Source organism: Hymenobacter caeli (assembly GCF_013294115.1).
In the GTDB taxonomy this organism is placed as follows: Bacteria; Bacteroidota; Bacteroidia; order Cytophagales; family Hymenobacteraceae; genus Hymenobacter; species Hymenobacter caeli.
On sequence record NZ_JABSNP010000013.1, the window covers coordinates 21660 to 35777 of the forward strand.

11 protein-coding genes and 1 pseudogene are annotated in these 14118 nt (G+C 66.7%); 6 read left to right on the top strand and 6 right to left on the bottom strand.

Annotated features, from left to right (window positions below; all coding sequences use genetic code 11):
- Positions 1 to 76 precede the first annotated feature (76 nt).
- The gene (locus tag HNP98_RS13915) at positions 77 to 973 is read right to left on the bottom strand and encodes an NAD-dependent epimerase/dehydratase family protein (RefSeq protein WP_173810690.1); all 897 of its coding nucleotides are present in this window, start codon (positions 971 to 973) and stop codon (positions 77 to 79) included.
- Positions 974 to 1413: 440 nt separating this feature from the next.
- Here HNP98_RS13915 and HNP98_RS13920 point away from each other — a divergent pair, with 440 nt between their 5' ends.
- The gene (locus tag HNP98_RS13920) at positions 1414 to 2388 is read left to right on the top strand and encodes a transglutaminase-like domain-containing protein (protein WP_173810691.1); all 975 of its coding nucleotides are present in this window, start codon (positions 1414 to 1416) and stop codon (positions 2386 to 2388) included.
- Positions 2389 to 2456: 68 nt separating this feature from the next.
- Here HNP98_RS13920 and HNP98_RS13925 read toward each other — a convergent pair whose 3' ends face one another.
- Together HNP98_RS13925 and HNP98_RS13930 are read right to left on the bottom strand one after the other, a co-directional pair.
- Positions 2457 to 3485, bottom strand: a complete 1029-nt coding sequence (locus tag HNP98_RS13925) for an NADP-dependent oxidoreductase (protein WP_173810692.1) — start codon at positions 3483 to 3485, stop codon at positions 2457 to 2459.
- Between the two features lie 229 nt (positions 3486 to 3714).
- Positions 3715 to 4677, bottom strand: a complete 963-nt coding sequence (locus tag HNP98_RS13930; RefSeq protein WP_173810693.1) for an aldo/keto reductase — start codon at positions 4675 to 4677, stop codon at positions 3715 to 3717.
- Positions 4678 to 4834: 157 nt separating this feature from the next.
- Here HNP98_RS13930 and HNP98_RS13935 point away from each other — a divergent pair.
- Positions 4835 to 6069: pseudogene (locus HNP98_RS13935) on the top strand (MFS transporter).
- 771 nt (positions 6070 to 6840) lie between these two features.
- Here HNP98_RS13935 and gloA2 read toward each other — a convergent pair.
- Positions 6841 to 7248, bottom strand: coding sequence for an SMU1112c/YaeR family gloxylase I-like metalloprotein (gloA2, locus tag HNP98_RS13940; protein ID WP_173810695.1), 408 nt, complete (start codon positions 7246 to 7248; stop codon positions 6841 to 6843).
- Positions 7249 to 7378: 130 nt separating this feature from the next.
- Between gloA2 and HNP98_RS13945 the strand changes: the two genes are divergently transcribed.
- From HNP98_RS13945 to HNP98_RS13960, 4 genes are all read left to right on the top strand, one after another.
- The gene (locus HNP98_RS13945) at positions 7379 to 9454 is read left to right on the top strand and encodes a M1 family metallopeptidase (RefSeq protein ID WP_173810696.1); all 2076 of its coding nucleotides are present in this window, start codon (positions 7379 to 7381) and stop codon (positions 9452 to 9454) included.
- A gap of 65 nt (positions 9455 to 9519) precedes the next feature.
- Positions 9520 to 10809, top strand: coding sequence for a helix-turn-helix domain-containing protein (locus HNP98_RS22250; RefSeq protein WP_173810697.1), 1290 nt, complete (start codon positions 9520 to 9522; stop codon positions 10807 to 10809).
- Between the two features lie 104 nt (positions 10810 to 10913).
- Positions 10914 to 11498, top strand: a complete 585-nt coding sequence (locus HNP98_RS13955; protein ID WP_173810698.1) for a hypothetical protein — start codon at positions 10914 to 10916, stop codon at positions 11496 to 11498.
- 113 nt (positions 11499 to 11611) lie between these two features.
- On the top strand, positions 11612 to 12181 hold the full coding sequence (locus tag HNP98_RS13960; protein ID WP_173810699.1) for a YceI family protein: 570 nt from the start codon (positions 11612 to 11614) through the stop codon (positions 12179 to 12181).
- Positions 12182 to 12215: 34 nt separating this feature from the next.
- Here HNP98_RS13960 and HNP98_RS13965 read toward each other — a convergent pair whose 3' ends face one another.
- The gene (locus tag HNP98_RS13965) at positions 12216 to 12545 is read right to left on the bottom strand and encodes a DMT family transporter (RefSeq protein ID WP_173810700.1); all 330 of its coding nucleotides are present in this window, start codon (positions 12543 to 12545) and stop codon (positions 12216 to 12218) included.
- Positions 12546 to 12698: 153 nt separating this feature from the next.
- Complete coding sequence (locus HNP98_RS13970; RefSeq protein ID WP_173810701.1) at positions 12699 to 14048, bottom strand: alpha-amylase family glycosyl hydrolase; 1350 nt, start codon at positions 14046 to 14048, stop codon at positions 12699 to 12701.
- Positions 14049 to 14118: the final 70 nt, after the last annotated feature.

Sequence of the window (14118 nt, forward strand, 5' to 3'; positions counted from 1 at the left end):
CCGCACGGGCCCCCTTTTTTACGTGTCGAGCCGGACCGAAGCAATTCGGCAAGCCCGCGCCGGCCTTGGGCGGCGATTACCGCGACTTCTCCTCCCGCCAACTGAACTCGGGCTCGTAGCCCAGCACCCGCCGCGCCTTTTCGATGGAAAGCAGGGTTTCGTGCTCGCCCAGCTCCTTTTTTACCGGCACCTGGGGCAGGAAATTCTTCATCAGCTCGGTGGACGATTTCGACATCACCGTGTCGGCGTTGGCGATGATGAAGGCGTGCATGCCGGTAGCTTCTAGCTCGATGGCTCTGCGGATGGCTTGCGAGCCGTCGCGGGCGTCGATGTAGGCCCACATGTTCCACTTACGCTCCTCGGGGTCGTCATTGTAGGCCGGGAACTTGGCGTAGTCGGCGGGCTCCATCACGTTGCTGAAGCGCAGGCCAATAAGCTTCATGTCGGGCGTTTGGAGGCAAAACTGGCGGGCCATGTCCTCCATCAGCACCTTGGCCAGGGCGTAGGCGCTTTTGGCCCGCAGGGGGTAGTCCTCGTCCACGGGCGCGTAGGGCTCGGCCCCGTCGAAGGGCTCGCCCAGGGTGGTTTCGCTGCTGGCCCAGATGACGTTGTGAATGCCCAGCCGCCGCGCCGCCTCGAACACGTTGTAGGTGCCCATGAGGTTGTTTTGGAACAGGTGCGCGTCGGGGTACTGGCGCGGGGTGGGGAAGGCCGCCAGGTGCACGATGGCGTCGAACGCCTGGTTGCCTACGCCGGCGTGAATCTCGTTGCCCACCGACGACAGCGCGTCCAGGGTCTGGCCAAAATCGGAAAGATCGGCGATGATGTGCGGGACGCCCTTGGCGGGAGCCACCGTATCGACCACGAACACGTCGTAGCCGTGGGCTTGCAGGTCGGCCACGCAGGCCTTGCCCAGCTTGCCGGTGCCGCCGGTGACCAGCACGCGCTTGGGGGATGTTTTTTTGGTTGGCATGGGATATGGGTTGTTTGAAAGACAGGGCGGTGGCCGCGTGGCCGCGCCCCGTGCAGATAGTACGGCGGCGCGGGGGGCATCGCTACCCTTGTTTCGTAAGCCCTTTGATTATCTGACCGTAGAATTATCTACGGTCGAACTAAACGGATGAAATTCCTTCGGCTACGCCGCCCGTTCCGCCGCGCAGGCCGGCCGCTGCGTGTTGGCGCACCGGGCACTGCGCCGCGTCAGACTCGGTATGGAATTGCCCGGGCAGCAAGCCGGGCGCGCCGGGGCCCGGGCGGCCGCCACGTGCCTGAAGCTCTTCGGGGGCAGCCGGCCCTGGTCTAACAGCCGGGCAAAGCGCGAAGGCGCGAAACGTGTGCTTTCCATGTGTTCACCGCACCCCGGCTGGGCCCACCGCCAAACCCGTGCCGGGGCCGAAGCGTAACTTTGCGGCCATGAAACACCTACTGCTCGCCGCCACTGCGCTGCTCACCGCGGCGGCCCCGGCCCCCCGTGCGGCCCCCCGCAGCCGCACTTTTCTGCTCACCTGCCGGGCCACGGTGCCCGCGCCGCCCACCGGCACTAAGGTGCTGGACTTCTGGATGCCCGTGCCCCACGCCGACAAAAGCCAGGACGTGGCCGACCTCAAAATTGAATCGTCGGGGCCCTACACCGTGGAAACGGACCTGTACGGCAACAAAATCCTGCACCTGCGGCCCGCCGCCGCGCCCCTCACCGTCACCCTCACGGCCCGCGTCACGCGGCGCGAGCACCTGAACCTGCGGGCCACCGACGACAAAGCGCCCGTCGAAACCGAAGCCCTGGACCCCAACCAGGCCCGCTGGCTGGCCCCCGACCGCCTCGTGCCGCTCGACTTCAAAATCAAGGCCCAGGCCCAGGATGTCGTGGATAAGGCCCACGCCACCACGCCTTTGGCCCAGGCCCGCGCCATCTACGAGCACGTGGTGAGCACCGTGACTTACGACAAAACCGGCCAGGGCTGGGGCCGCGGCGACATTTACTACGCCTGCGACGCGCGGCGCGGCAACTGCACCGATTTCCACGCCATCGTGATTGGCTACTGCCGGGCCCTGGGCATCCCGGCGCGCTTCAGCATCGGGCTGCCGCTGCCGGCCCAGCGCGGCAAGGGCGAAATCAAGGGCTACCACTGCTGGGCCGAGTTCTTCACCAAGGAAACCGGCTGGGTGCCCGTCGACGCCTCCGAGGCCGCCAAAGACCCCGGCAAGCGCGCCTACTTCTTCGGGGCCCACGACGAAAACCGCGTCGAGTTCACCCGCGGCCGCGACCTCACGCTGGTGCCCAGGCAGGCCGGCCCCCTGCTCAACTACTTCGTGTACCCCTACGCCGAGGCCGACGGCCAGCCCCTGGAAGTGGCCCGGACGTACACTTTTGAGGACGTGGCGCAATAATCCTGAAAACGCAAAAAAGCCCGGCGACGGTTACCGTCGCCGGGCTTTTTTTGCGTTGGGCAACGGCCCTACGGGGCCAGTACCAGCTTGCCGAAGTTCTGCCCCGAAAACAGCTTGAGCAGCGCGGGCAGGAAGTTTTCGACGCCGTGCTCGACCTGCACTTTGGGTGAAACCAGCTTGCCTTCTTTTATCCAGCCGGCCATTTCGCGGGCCGCCTCGCCGTAGTGGGCGGCGTTGTCGAACACCACGATGCCCTCCATCCGGGCGCGGTTCACGAGCAGCGAAAGGTAGTTGCCGGGGCCCCGCACGGGCGTCGTGTTGTTGTACTGCGAAATGGCCCCGCAGATGACGATGCGCGCTTTCAGCCGAATCTGCTCCAGCACCATGTCCAGGATTTCGCCGCCCACGTTGTCGAAGTACACGTCGATGCCCTCGGGGCAGGCGGCGCGCAGGGCGGTGCGCACGTTCTCGGTTTTGTAGTTGATGCAGGCGTCGAAGCCCAGCTCGCGCACGCAGTAGTCTACTTTTTCCGGGTCGCCGGCCAGGCCCACCACGCGGCAGCCCTTGAGCTTGGCCACCTGGCCCACCACGCTGCCCACCGCCCCGGCCGCGCCCGATACCACCACGGTTTCGCCCGCTTTGGGCTGGCCGGTGTTCAGCAGGCCGAAGTAGGCCGTCATGCCGGGCATGCCCAGGGTGGCGAGGTAGGCTTCGAGCGGGGCGATTTGCGTATCCACTTTGAGCAAGTACTCGGGGCTGGCGGGGTCGGCGGCCCCGGGGCCCACTAGGGCGTATTGCTGCACGCCGAGGTTGCCGGTCACGTAGTCGCCCACGGCAAAGGCCGGGTTCTGCGACTCCACCACTTGCCCGGCCGTGCCGGCCCGGAACACCTCGCCGATGCCGATGGGGCGGATGTAGCTTTTGCCGGGGTTCATCCAGCCGCGCATGGCGGGGTCGAGGGAAATAAAGCTGATTTTGACCAGCACCTGGCCCGCCTGCAAGGCCGGTACGTCGGCGGTTTCGATGGTGAAATTCTCGGGCGTGGGCACGCCCGTGGGGCGCGAGGCCAGCCTGACCTGGGTGTTGGAATAAACCATTGGGTGGGGGATGGTGGAAAGAAAACGATGGGACGAAGAACGCTGAGCAGGTGGCGCCGAAGTGCATTGAAAAAACGTTGTGCCGCAAACAAGAACGTCATGCTGAGCTTGCCGAAGCATCTCTGTCGCTTCGCTGAACGATTGATTTAGTGAGCGGTAGAGATGCTTCGGCAAGCTCAGCATGACGTTCTTGTTTGCGGCACAACAAATTGCTCGTAAAGGAGGCGTTCTACACCGCTGCCGGCTGGCCGGCTTGCAGCGCGGCCACGTCGTCGGCGGTCAGGCGCAGCTCCATGGCTTCGGTCAGCTCGGTTATCTGGCCGGGGCTGGTGCCGCTGGCGATGGGGGCCGTGATGCCGGGGGCCTGCATGAGCCAGGCCAGGGCCACCTGGGCCGGGGTGGCGGCGTGGCGGCCGGCCACGGCGTCGAGGGCTTTGAGGATGGCGAAGCCTTTGTCGTTCAGGTACTTCTTGCCGATGCCGTCGCCGCGCTGGCTCTTTTTCAGGTCGGCCGCGCTACGGTATTTGCCGGTGAGGAAGCCCGAGGCCAGGCCGAAGTACGGAATCACGCCGATGCCGCTGGCCTGCACGATGGGCAGGTCGTCGTGCTCGAAGGTTTCGTGCGCGTAGAGGTTGTATTCGGGCTGGAGGCTCTCGTAGCGCGGCAGGCCGTGCTGGGCCGCGTCGAGGGCCGCTTGCAAGCGGGCGGGCTGGAAGTTGGAGGCCCCGATGGCGCGGATTTTCCCTTCCTTCAGCAGCTCGGCGTAGGCTTCGAGGGGCTCCGTCACGGGCAGGCTCTCGTCGTCTTTGTGGCTCTGGTAAAGGTCGATGTAGTCGGTCTGCAACCGCTGGAGCGAGGCTTCCACGGCCTGCTTGATGCGGGCTTTCGCCAGGCCGTTTTTGCCATCGCCCAGGTCCATGCCCACTTTGGTGAAAATCAGCACGTCGTCGCGGCGGCCGCGCTGGGCCAGCCACTTGCCCAGCACGGTTTCCGACTGCCCGCCGCCCGCGTGGCCGGGCACCCAGGCCGAGTACACGTCGGCCGTGTCGATGGCGTTGCCGCCGCCCGCCACGAAGGCGTCGAGCACGGCGAAGGAAGTTTTCTCGTCGGCCGTCCAGCCGAATACGTTGCCGCCCAGCACGAGCGGGGCGAGGTGCAGGCCGGAGTGGCCCAGTTCACGAAGGTTTGCCATGGGAGAATAAAGCGGATTGAAGAAGCAAAAGCTGCCAGTGCAGCCCCCGTATAAACTCCCAAAAACCGGTTTGGGTTGGCCGCGCCGCCCGGGGCGGGCCGGGCCGTGGCGGCGGGGCCCCGGGGCCGGGGGCGCGAATTGGCCCCACCTTTGGGCCATGAAGCACGAGGCCCTACGCGCGTTTCGCAGCCGCAACTTTCGCCTGTTTTTCGGCGGCCAGGCCCTGTCGCTGCTGGGCACCTGGATGCAGAAAACGGCGGTGAGCTGGGTGGTGTACGCCCAGACGCACTCCAAGTTCATGCTGGGCGTGAGCGTGTTCGCCACGCTGTTCCCGTCGGCGCTGTTCTCGCTGCTCGGCGGCGTCGTGTCCGACCGCTACGCGCGCTACCGGGTGCTGCTGGCCACGCAGGTGCTCTCGCTGGTGCAGGCCGGGCTGCTGGCGCTGGCCGTATTTTGGCAGCGCGACGCGGTGGGGGCCATCATCGGGCTGAGCGCCTGGGCATCATCAACGCTTTCGACGTGCCCGCCCGGCAGTCGCTGGTGTACGACCTGGTGGACGACAAGCAGGACGTGCCCAACGCGGTGGCCCTCAACTCCACCCTGCTCAACCTGTGCAAGCTGCTGGGGCCGGCCGTGGCGGGCTTTGCCATCGAGCAGTTGGGGGCCGCCGCCTGCTTCGGCCTCAACGCCCTCAGCTTCGTGGCCGTCATCGGGTCGCTGCTGGCCCTGCGGCTGCCCGCCTACGTGGCCCCGCCGCACCCCAAGGCCCTGCTGGGCGAGCTGGCGGAGGGCTTCCGCTACGTGCGCGACACGCCGGGCATCCGGTTCATTATTAGCGCGGTGGGGCTGATGGCCCTGCTGGTGCTGCCCTTCACGGCCCTCATGCCGGTCTACGCCAAGGACGTGTTCCGGGGCACGGCCACCACCTTCGGCCTGCTCGACGGGGCCATCGGGCTGGGCGGGGTTGGCGCGGCGCTGTACCTCACGTCGCTGCCGCCGAGTGCTGGCCTCGGCAAGGTCATGACCATCAACACGTTTGTGCTAGGGGTAGGGCTATTGCTGTTTGCCTACACGCCGTGGTTTTGGCCGGCACTGGCCTTCCTGGCGGTGGGCGCGTTCGGCATGATGGCCCAGACCACTATCAACGTTACCCTGCTGCAAACCACCGTGTTGCCGGCCATGCGCGGGCGCGTCATCAGCCTCTACGTGCTGGTGTACACCACCGCGCTGCCGCTGGGCAGCCTGCTGGTGGGCGCTGCCTCGGAGCGCATCGGCGTGCAGGCCACGGTGCTGGCCGAGGGGGCCCTGGCGCTGCTCATCGGCCTGCTCTACTGGCGCAACCTGCGCCATACCCGGGCCGCCGCCGTGCTGCTGGCCGCGGGCGGCTCCTGAGTTTTTAGTTGTTTGTCGCCAGTGGTTCAGTGGTAAGCCAGCGCAGTTTTCCGGTCCATGCACGGCCGGTTTGCTGCCGGTCCGCCGGCTTTTTCAGCCGGCGGACCGATTATCGTTGGGGAGAACGAGTGGCGGCTACTTAACCGGTCGGCCGGCTGAAAAGCCGGCCGACCGGGCCCTGCGCGAACCTGAAAACTGCTCTAAGATCCGTTAGCAAATACTTGATATTAAAACAGACGGTCATGTTCCGACAAGCTCAGCATAACGTTCTTCTACACCAAACTGGATTAGTAACGGGTACTTACAACCAGCGTTGCAGGCTGACTACCAGCTGGCAGCGAGTAAATGGCTTAGGACTTACGCACTTTTAGCCCCAGCGGGGCGGCCCATCGGTAGTAAATAGCTGTAAGTGAACGCTAAAGCTCCGTAGGGGCGACCCATCCCCGTAGTAGCCGTTCGGGTCGCCCCTACGGGGTTTTGTTGCTAGTAGTCAGGGTATTACTACCGATGGGTCGCCCCGCTGGGGCTAAAAGTGCGTAAGTCCTATGGCTGCTAAAAACCATCTGCCATGTCGGTTCGTCCCGCGCCAGCAGCAGCCCTTGCAGCTCCTGGTTGAGCAGGCGCACGGCCGATTACTACCCGTTTAGCATGTTGGCGCGCACGGTGAGCAGCTCGGCCCAGTACCGGCCGCGCGTGCCAGTACCGGCCGCGCGTGCGGAAGAGTAGCGCCGCCAGCTGCTTGCCTTCCGCCCGCAAAGAACGCCGCCGCGCCTACGCCTCGTACAGCTCCAGCGGCAGCCCGTCGGGGTCGGCAAAAAACGTGAAGCGGCGGTCCGTGAACTCATCGACCCGGATGGGCTCGTGGGCCACGCCGTGGGCGGCGAGCCGCTGCGTGGCCTCGTCCAGGTCGGCCACGGCGAAGGCCAGGTGGCGCAGGCCCTGGGCCTCGGGCCGGCTGGGGCGCGGCGGCGGGTTCGGGAAAGAAAACAGCTCGATGACGTACTGGCCGTTCACGGCCAGGTCGAGTTTATAGGACGCGCGCGCAAGGCGGTGCACCTCGCGGATGATTTTGAGGCCCAGTACCTCGGTGTAAAACGCCTTCGACGCGGCGTAATCCGCGCAGATGATGGCGATGTGGTGCACGCCCGCCAGGGCCAGGGGTTGGGAAGTCGTCGTCATGGGCGCAAAGAACGGCCGCCCGGGGGCCCAGCCTCGGCCGGCCACGCCGAAAATAGCGGTGGGCCGCACAACCATTTTTTAGCACCGGCTGCTACTTTTGGCGGTGACGTTTTCGCCCTAGTTCTATTTCATGAAAAAACTTTCCTTTACCAAGTTGCTGGCCGCAGCGCTGCTGCTGGGGCCCCTCGCCCAGGCCCAGCCTGCTCAGCCCGCGCGGACCACCCAGCCGCCGCCCGCCCGCCAGATTCCGCTGCCGCAGCCGCCGGCCAACCTGCCGCCCTATAACGCGCGCGTGCTCTTTTCGCCCGACTACCTCAACCAGGTGGGGCCCGCCACGCGCACGGCCGGCGGCCAGCCCGCGGCCAGCTACTGGCAAAACGCGGCCGACTACCAGATTGCTGCCTCGCTCGACGAGAAAGCGGCCCGCGTGAGCGCCACGGTCGCCATTACCTACACCAACAACAGCCCCGACGCGCTGCCTTTCGTGTGGTTGCAGCTCGACCAAAACCTGTTCCGAAGCGACTCGCGCGGGTCGGCCGTGACGCCCGTGGCCGGCGGGCGCTTCGGCAACGGCGGCGCCCGCAACGGCAACTCGGCGCGCAACTTCCCGGGCGGCGACTCGCTGCAAACCGTCAGCATTGAGCTGCACGGCAAGAAGGTGAAGGCCAACTACCGCGTCAGCGACACGCGGATGCAGATTATCCTGCCCGAGGCCATGAAGCCGCACGGCGACAAGCTCAAAATCAGCATCGCCTACGGCTTCAATATTCCCGAGTACGGGTCGGACCGCCTGGGCCGCCTCCAAACCAAGAACGGCGAGGTGTTCGAGGTGGCGCAGTGGTACCCGCGCATGGCCGTGTACGACGACGTGGAGGGCTGGAACACCTTGCCTTACCTGACGGCCGAGTTTTACCTCGAGTACGGCAACTTCGACTACACGATTAACGTGCCGGCCAGCTTCCTGGTGGGCGGCTCGGGCGAGCTGGTGAACGGCGCCGAGGTGCTCACCGGCGCCCAGCAGCGGCGCCTGGCCCAGGCCGCCACCTCCGACAAAACCGTGCTTGTGCGGGGCCCCGAGGAAGTGACGCAGGCCGGCTCGCGCCCCGGCGGCAAAAACGGCCGCCTCACCTGGCATTTCAAGTGCCAGCGGGCGCGCGACGTGGCCTGGGCCGCCTCGGCCGCCTTCGCCTGGGACGCCGCCAAAATGAACCTGCCCAGCGGCCGTAAGTCGCTGGCCATGTCGCTGTACCCGGCCGAAGCCGCCGGCGACTCGGCTTGGAGCCGCAGCACCGAGTACGTGAAAAAGAGCATCGAATTCAACTCGAAGCAGTGGTACGAGTTTACCTACCCCGCGGCCACCAACGTGGCCGGCATCGTGGGCGGCATGGAGTACCCGGGCATCGTGTTTTGCGGCGCGAAAGCGAAGAAAGGCGGCCTCTGGGGCGTGACCGACCACGAGTTCGGCCACAACTGGTTCCCGATGATTGTGGGCTCGAACGAGCGCAAGTACCCGTGGATGGACGAGGGCTTCAACACGTTCATCAACCTCTTGTCCACCAAGGCGTTCAACAACGGCGAATACAGAGACTTGGCCGATGTGGAGGGCCGCACCGCGCCGTTCGCCGTCTACGGCCTGCTGGCCCCCGACGCCGACGTGCCCTACACCGTGCCCGACGTGACGCAGGCCCGCAACCTGGGCTTCGCGGCGTACAGCAAAACCGGCTATGGCCTGTATTTGCTGCGCCAGGAGATTTTGGGCCCCGAGCGGTTCGACTACGCCTTCCGCAGCTACATCCAGCGCTGGGCCTTCAAGCATCCCACACCGCGCGACTTCTTCCGGACCATGAACAACGTGGCCGGCGAGGATTTGACGTGGTTCTACCACGAGTGGTTCTTCGAGAACTGGCTGCTCGACCAGGCCGTGACCACCGTGACCTACGTGAACCAGGATCCCGCCAAGGGGGCCCTCATCACGATTGAGAACCGCGGCCAGGCCGCCATGCCCGTCACGGCCGAGGTGAAGGAAACCAACGGCAAAACCACCACCGTGCACCTGCCCGTCGAAATCTGGCAGCGCGGCGGCACCTGGACGTTCCGCTACAACTCCACCACGCCCCTCACGCAGGTGACGCTGAACCCGACTAACATCCTGCCCGACGTGAACCGCGGTAACAACGTTTGGCGCGCCCAGAGCATGACCGAGTAGGGCCCCCGTCCTTTATCCTTTCTGCACGCTGCAAAGAACTGGCCGCCTGGCCGTTTCTTTGGGGCGTGCAGATTTTTTTTACCCCCCTCGTTGTGCTGCTGCTGGCCGTGGTGGCCCAGGCCGTGCTGGCGGCCGGGCTGCTGGCCAGCGCCCGCCGCAACCAGCCCGCCAACCGCTTCCTGGCCCTGCTGATGGCCGCTATTGCGCTGTGGCTGCTCGACGGCTTTTTCCGGGTGTCAGGGCTGTACGCGCAAGAGCCGGGGCTGTACTTTTCGCCCATCTACTACTCCCTGGCGTTTGGGCCGCTGCTGTACTTCTACGTGCGCAGCCTGGTCAGCCAGGGGTTTCGGTGGGAGTGGCGGCGCTACGGCGGGCACTTTGTGCCCGTGCTGGCGCAGGCCGCCCTGTACTGGTGGCTGCGCTTTCAGCCCTACGCCGCGCGCAACTGGTTCTGGCAGCACGTGCACCGGCCCTACACCTACCGGCTGGAATTCATCGGCACCTGGGCCTCGCTGATGGTGTACCTGGTGCTGAGCCTGCGCCTGCTGCGGCAGTACCAGGGCTGGCTGGTCGATAATTTCTCGGAAGTCTCGGAGCTGCGCCTGCGCTGGCTGCGCTGGCTGCTGCTGCTGCTGGCCGTGGTGAGCGGGCAGTGGCTGCTGGAAGTGGTGCTGCGCGAATTCTTCGACATCTATTATCAGTACGACTACTCGACCGAGCTGCTGGGGCTGGTGGTGTTCATCATCGGCGTGGTGGGGCTGCGCCAGATTGACCAGCCCACCGCCCCGCTGGAGGAAGATGATTTGGCAGCGCCCGCCGCCGGGCGTCTGGCGGAGGCCGATGCGCCGTTCCAAGCCTCGGCGGCAGAAACAGCGGCCGGGTCCCCAGCCGCTGGGGCCCCGGGAGTTGCGCCGCTGCTGGGCCCCTCCGCCCCAATTTCTCCCCCCGCAGCCGCCCCCGTTCCGGCCCGCGCCGCCGCACCCGGCCACCCGGAGCCCGCCCCGGCCCGCGCCCCCGCGCCGGCGGATGCGGCCGTGGCCGAGCGCATCCGCCGGGCCCTGGAGGACGACCGGCTCTACCTCAACCCCACGCTGACGCTGGCCGAGCTGTCGGCCCACACCGGTCTGGCCCCGAAGCTGATTTCGTTCACCGTCAACGCCGGCGGCGTCTCGTTCAACGACCTGGTGAACGGGCTGCGGGTGGCCGAAGTGCAGCGCCGCCTGGCCCACCCCGACGCCCGGCGGCTCACCCTGCTCGGCATCGCCCTGGAAAGCGGGTTCAACTCGAAAACCACGTTTAACCGGATTTTCAAGCAGTTCGCCGGGGTGGCCCCGCGCGATTTCGCGCCTGAATAGCCCCACATCCGGATTCGGGACGTCCCACGGCGCGATGTGGGGCGATGGGCCGGGGGGGAGCCCGCCACCTTTGGGTCGTACTTCAACCAGCCCGTACGGCCCCCATGAAAACCCTCCGCTTCTTGCCCCTGGCCCTGCTGCTGGCGGCCCCCGCCCGGCCCCTCGCCGCCCAGTCCACCGCCCCCGCCGCCCCGGCGGCTACCCCGGCGGCCCCCGCCGCCACCCCGCCGCCCGCCTGGCCCGACCACACCCGGGCCCTGCCCGCCCTGCTGCGGGCCGTGCCCGTGGGCCTGGCCATGAGCCACGACCCCAACCCCGTGTACCCCCAGCCCGACCCCGCCCAGCCCGGCACCTTTGCCTGGAAGCACAGCACCACGGTGCGCGCCGAAGTAGCCGACCTGCAAGTGGTGGAGTGCGGCAGCTTCATCTGGTACGACGCCACCGGCTGGCACGCCAACCTGCACGAAACCCCCGCCGAGTTTGCCGAGCTGTTCGAGTGCCCCGGCGGCCGGCTGCGCAAGGGCCGGGCCTACACCTTCAAGCGCAACTACCGCTACGCCACCGCCGACCACCTCTACGGCGGCGACGCCCTGTGGTACGTGCTGGCCAAAGACGCCCAGGGTCGCCTCTACAAAGGCTGGGCCCTGGTCGAAACCGAGTCCGGCCCCCGGCCCGCCGCCGGCCGCTAAAGCGGCATTTGTAAAACGGAGTGGCACTCCGTTGCTCGTTGAACGGCCCAGTGGCCACCTAGAGGAAACGGAGTGCCACTCCGTTCTACAATCCACTTCAACCCTTCCCCGTCATGAAAACCTTATTCGCCGCCCTGTTCGTTGTCCTGTTCGCCGCCGTAGCCCAGCGCCCCGCCGCCGTCACCTACGTCCTCAACCCCGCCACCAGCCGCCTCACCTGGACGGGCTACGCCGAGGCCGGCGGCTACGCGCCCACCGGCACGTTGCGCCTGGCCCCCGGCGGCACGCTGGTAGCCGAGGGCCCCGGGGCCCTGCGCGCCGCCCGCGTGCTGGTCGACGTGCGCACCCTCGCCCACGACAACCCCACCTTGCAGGAGCACCTGCGCGGGGCCGACTTTTTCGACGTGGCGCACTTCCCCGAAGCTACTTTCGAGCTGGGCCGCGTGGCGGGCGGCCAGGCCCAGGGCCAGCTCACCCTCAAGGGCCAGACGCGCCCCATCAGCGTGCCCGTTACCGTCACGGCCCTTGGGGCCGACAGCCTGCTGCTGCAAGGCACCGCCCGCCTCGACCGCACCCAGTTCGGCATCAACTACAACTCCAGCAGCTTCTTCCAGAACCTGGGCTCCTACGCCATCCGCAACGAGTTCCAGCTGGCCTTCAGGCTCAAGGCCGGGCGGCGCTAGGGCCCCAGCCGTGGCCGGGCAGGCCGTGGGGCCCCTAGTGCGACACCGTTTTGGAAAAGAGCTGCATCACCAGCACGCCGGCCACGATGAGGCCGATGCCCGCCAGGGCCGGCCAGTCGAGCCGCTGCTTGAAGTAAAAAAAGCCGATGAGCGTGACCAGCACGATGCCCACCCCGCCCCAGATGGCGTAGGCCACGCCCACCGGAATGGCCTTCAGCGAAAAGCTGAAAAAGTAGAACGCCAGCCCGTAGCCCACCACCGTAACGATGCTGGGCCCCAGCTTGGTAAACTGGTTGGAAGCCGTGAGGGCCGTGGTGCCCATCACTTCGCTGATGATGGCCAGAAAGAGGAATACGTAGGGCATGGGTTGGGGAGAAGTAGCTTGGACTTTGTAGTCCGGGCGTGAGCGCAGCGAACAAGGCATTTGCGCAGAAAGTGGGAATCGGGTAGGTGGGCGCAATACCGGATGCTCGCGGTGCTCGCGCCCGGACCACAAAGTCCAAGCTACAAACACCGGCTAGTCGCGGGTGCGCAGCACGCGCCAGCCGTGGGCCGGCACGGTGCGCGCCTTGGGCTGGGCCAGCGTCAGGGCCTCGCCGCTGAACACGTCGAACAGGCCCTTTTGGGGCGAGACGGGCATCTTCTGGCCGGGCAGCACCAGCGGCTCGGCGGTGGCGTTGACGAGCACAATCACCGCCGAGCCCGCCTTTTCGCGGATGAAGCCGTAGAGGCCATCCGGCCCGGTCAGGCGGTGGAAGTGGCTGGCCGGGTCGCCGTTGCGCAAGGCCGGGTGGCGCTTTTTGAGCTGAAACAGCTTGGTGTAAAACTCCTGGAGCGGGTAGTCCTGCCAGGCTATCGGGTCGCGGTCGAAGAAGGCCAGCCGTTTATTCAAACCCGCTTCCTGGCCCGAGTAGAGCAGCGGTAGGCCGGGCAGCAGCGCCGCCAGCACGGCGAAGGGCTGCGCCAGGGGCCCCAGGCGCTCGTTCTCGGTGCCGTCCCAGCTGTTCACGTCGTGGTTGCTGGTGAAGTGCATCAGGTACACCGTGGGCGGGTATTTTGCGCGCTCGGCGGCCAGGTAAGCGTCGATGTCGGCCAGCGGGGCCTGGCCCTCGGCGATGCGGTCGAGCAGGTAGTGCAGGCGCAGGCCGAAGCTGGCGTCGAAGGCCCGCTCCAGCAGGTGCGTGTCGGAGTCGAACTCCGCCCAGGTGAGGCCCCCGGACGGGTACAGCTCGTCCCACTCGGCCAGCATAAACACGGGCTTGAGGGCCTCCAGCGCCGGCCGGGCCGCGTCCCAGAAGTCGGTGGGCACCAGGCCGGCCACGTCGCAGCGGTAGCCGTCGATGCCCGCCTCGCGCACCCAATAGCATAGGGCCTCCATCATGTACGCCCGTAAGTGCGGGTTGGCGTAGTCGAGGGCTACTACGTCGGTCCAGTCGGCCACGGGCGGCACCAGGGCCCCCTGGGCGTCGTGCCGGTACCAGTCGGGGTGGTCCTCAATCAGGGCGTTGTCGCGGCTGGTGTGGTTGGCCACCCAGTCCAGCAACACCTTCATCCCCAGGCCGTGGGCCGTTTGCACGAGGTGGCGCAAGTCGTCGAGCGTCCCAAATTCCGGGTTCACTCCGAAGTAGTCGCGCACCGCGTAGGGCGAGCCCAGCGCCCCCTTGCGCCCCACCGCCCCGATGGGATGCACCGGCATCAGCCATACGATGACGACGCCCATCTTAGCTAGCCGTGGCAAGTGCGCCTCAAAGGCCCGAAAGGTGCCTTCGGGCGTGTAGTTGCGCACATTTACTTCGTAAATGGTGGCGTTGGCGGCCCACTCGGGGTGGCGCACGGCGAACAGGGGGGCGTCGGGATGGTCGGGCATTGGCGCAAGTAAGGGCGGGGCCGGCCCCACTAGTATTTGAATAGCTTTTACATGAACTGGCAAGTTGCTT

Excerpts from the sequence above, each read along its gene's own strand:
- HNP98_RS13915 (WP_173810690.1), bottom strand. The coding sequence starts at position 973 with ATGCCAACCAAAAAAACATCCCCCAAGCGCGTGCTGGTCACCGGCGGC.
- HNP98_RS13920 (WP_173810691.1), top strand. The coding sequence starts at position 1,414 with ATGAAACACCTACTGCTCGCCGCCACTGCGCTGCTCACCGCGGCGGCC.
- HNP98_RS13925 (WP_173810692.1), bottom strand. The coding sequence starts at position 3,485 with ATGGTTTATTCCAACACCCAGGTCAGGCTGGCCTCGCGCCCCACGGGC.
- HNP98_RS13930 (WP_173810693.1), bottom strand. The coding sequence starts at position 4,677 with ATGGCAAACCTTCGTGAACTGGGCCACTCCGGCCTGCACCTCGCCCCG.
- gloA2 (WP_173810695.1), bottom strand. The coding sequence starts at position 7,248 with ATGACGACGACTTCCCAACCCCTGGCCCTGGCGGGCGTGCACCACATC.
- HNP98_RS13945 (WP_173810696.1), top strand. The coding sequence starts at position 7,379 with ATGAAAAAACTTTCCTTTACCAAGTTGCTGGCCGCAGCGCTGCTGCTG.
- HNP98_RS13955 (WP_173810698.1), top strand. The coding sequence starts at position 10,914 with ATGAAAACCCTCCGCTTCTTGCCCCTGGCCCTGCTGCTGGCGGCCCCC.
- HNP98_RS13960 (WP_173810699.1), top strand. The coding sequence starts at position 11,612 with ATGAAAACCTTATTCGCCGCCCTGTTCGTTGTCCTGTTCGCCGCCGTA.
- HNP98_RS13965 (WP_173810700.1), bottom strand. The coding sequence starts at position 12,545 with ATGCCCTACGTATTCCTCTTTCTGGCCATCATCAGCGAAGTGATGGGC.
- HNP98_RS13970 (WP_173810701.1), bottom strand. The coding sequence starts at position 14,048 with ATGCCCGACCATCCCGACGCCCCCCTGTTCGCCGTGCGCCACCCCGAG.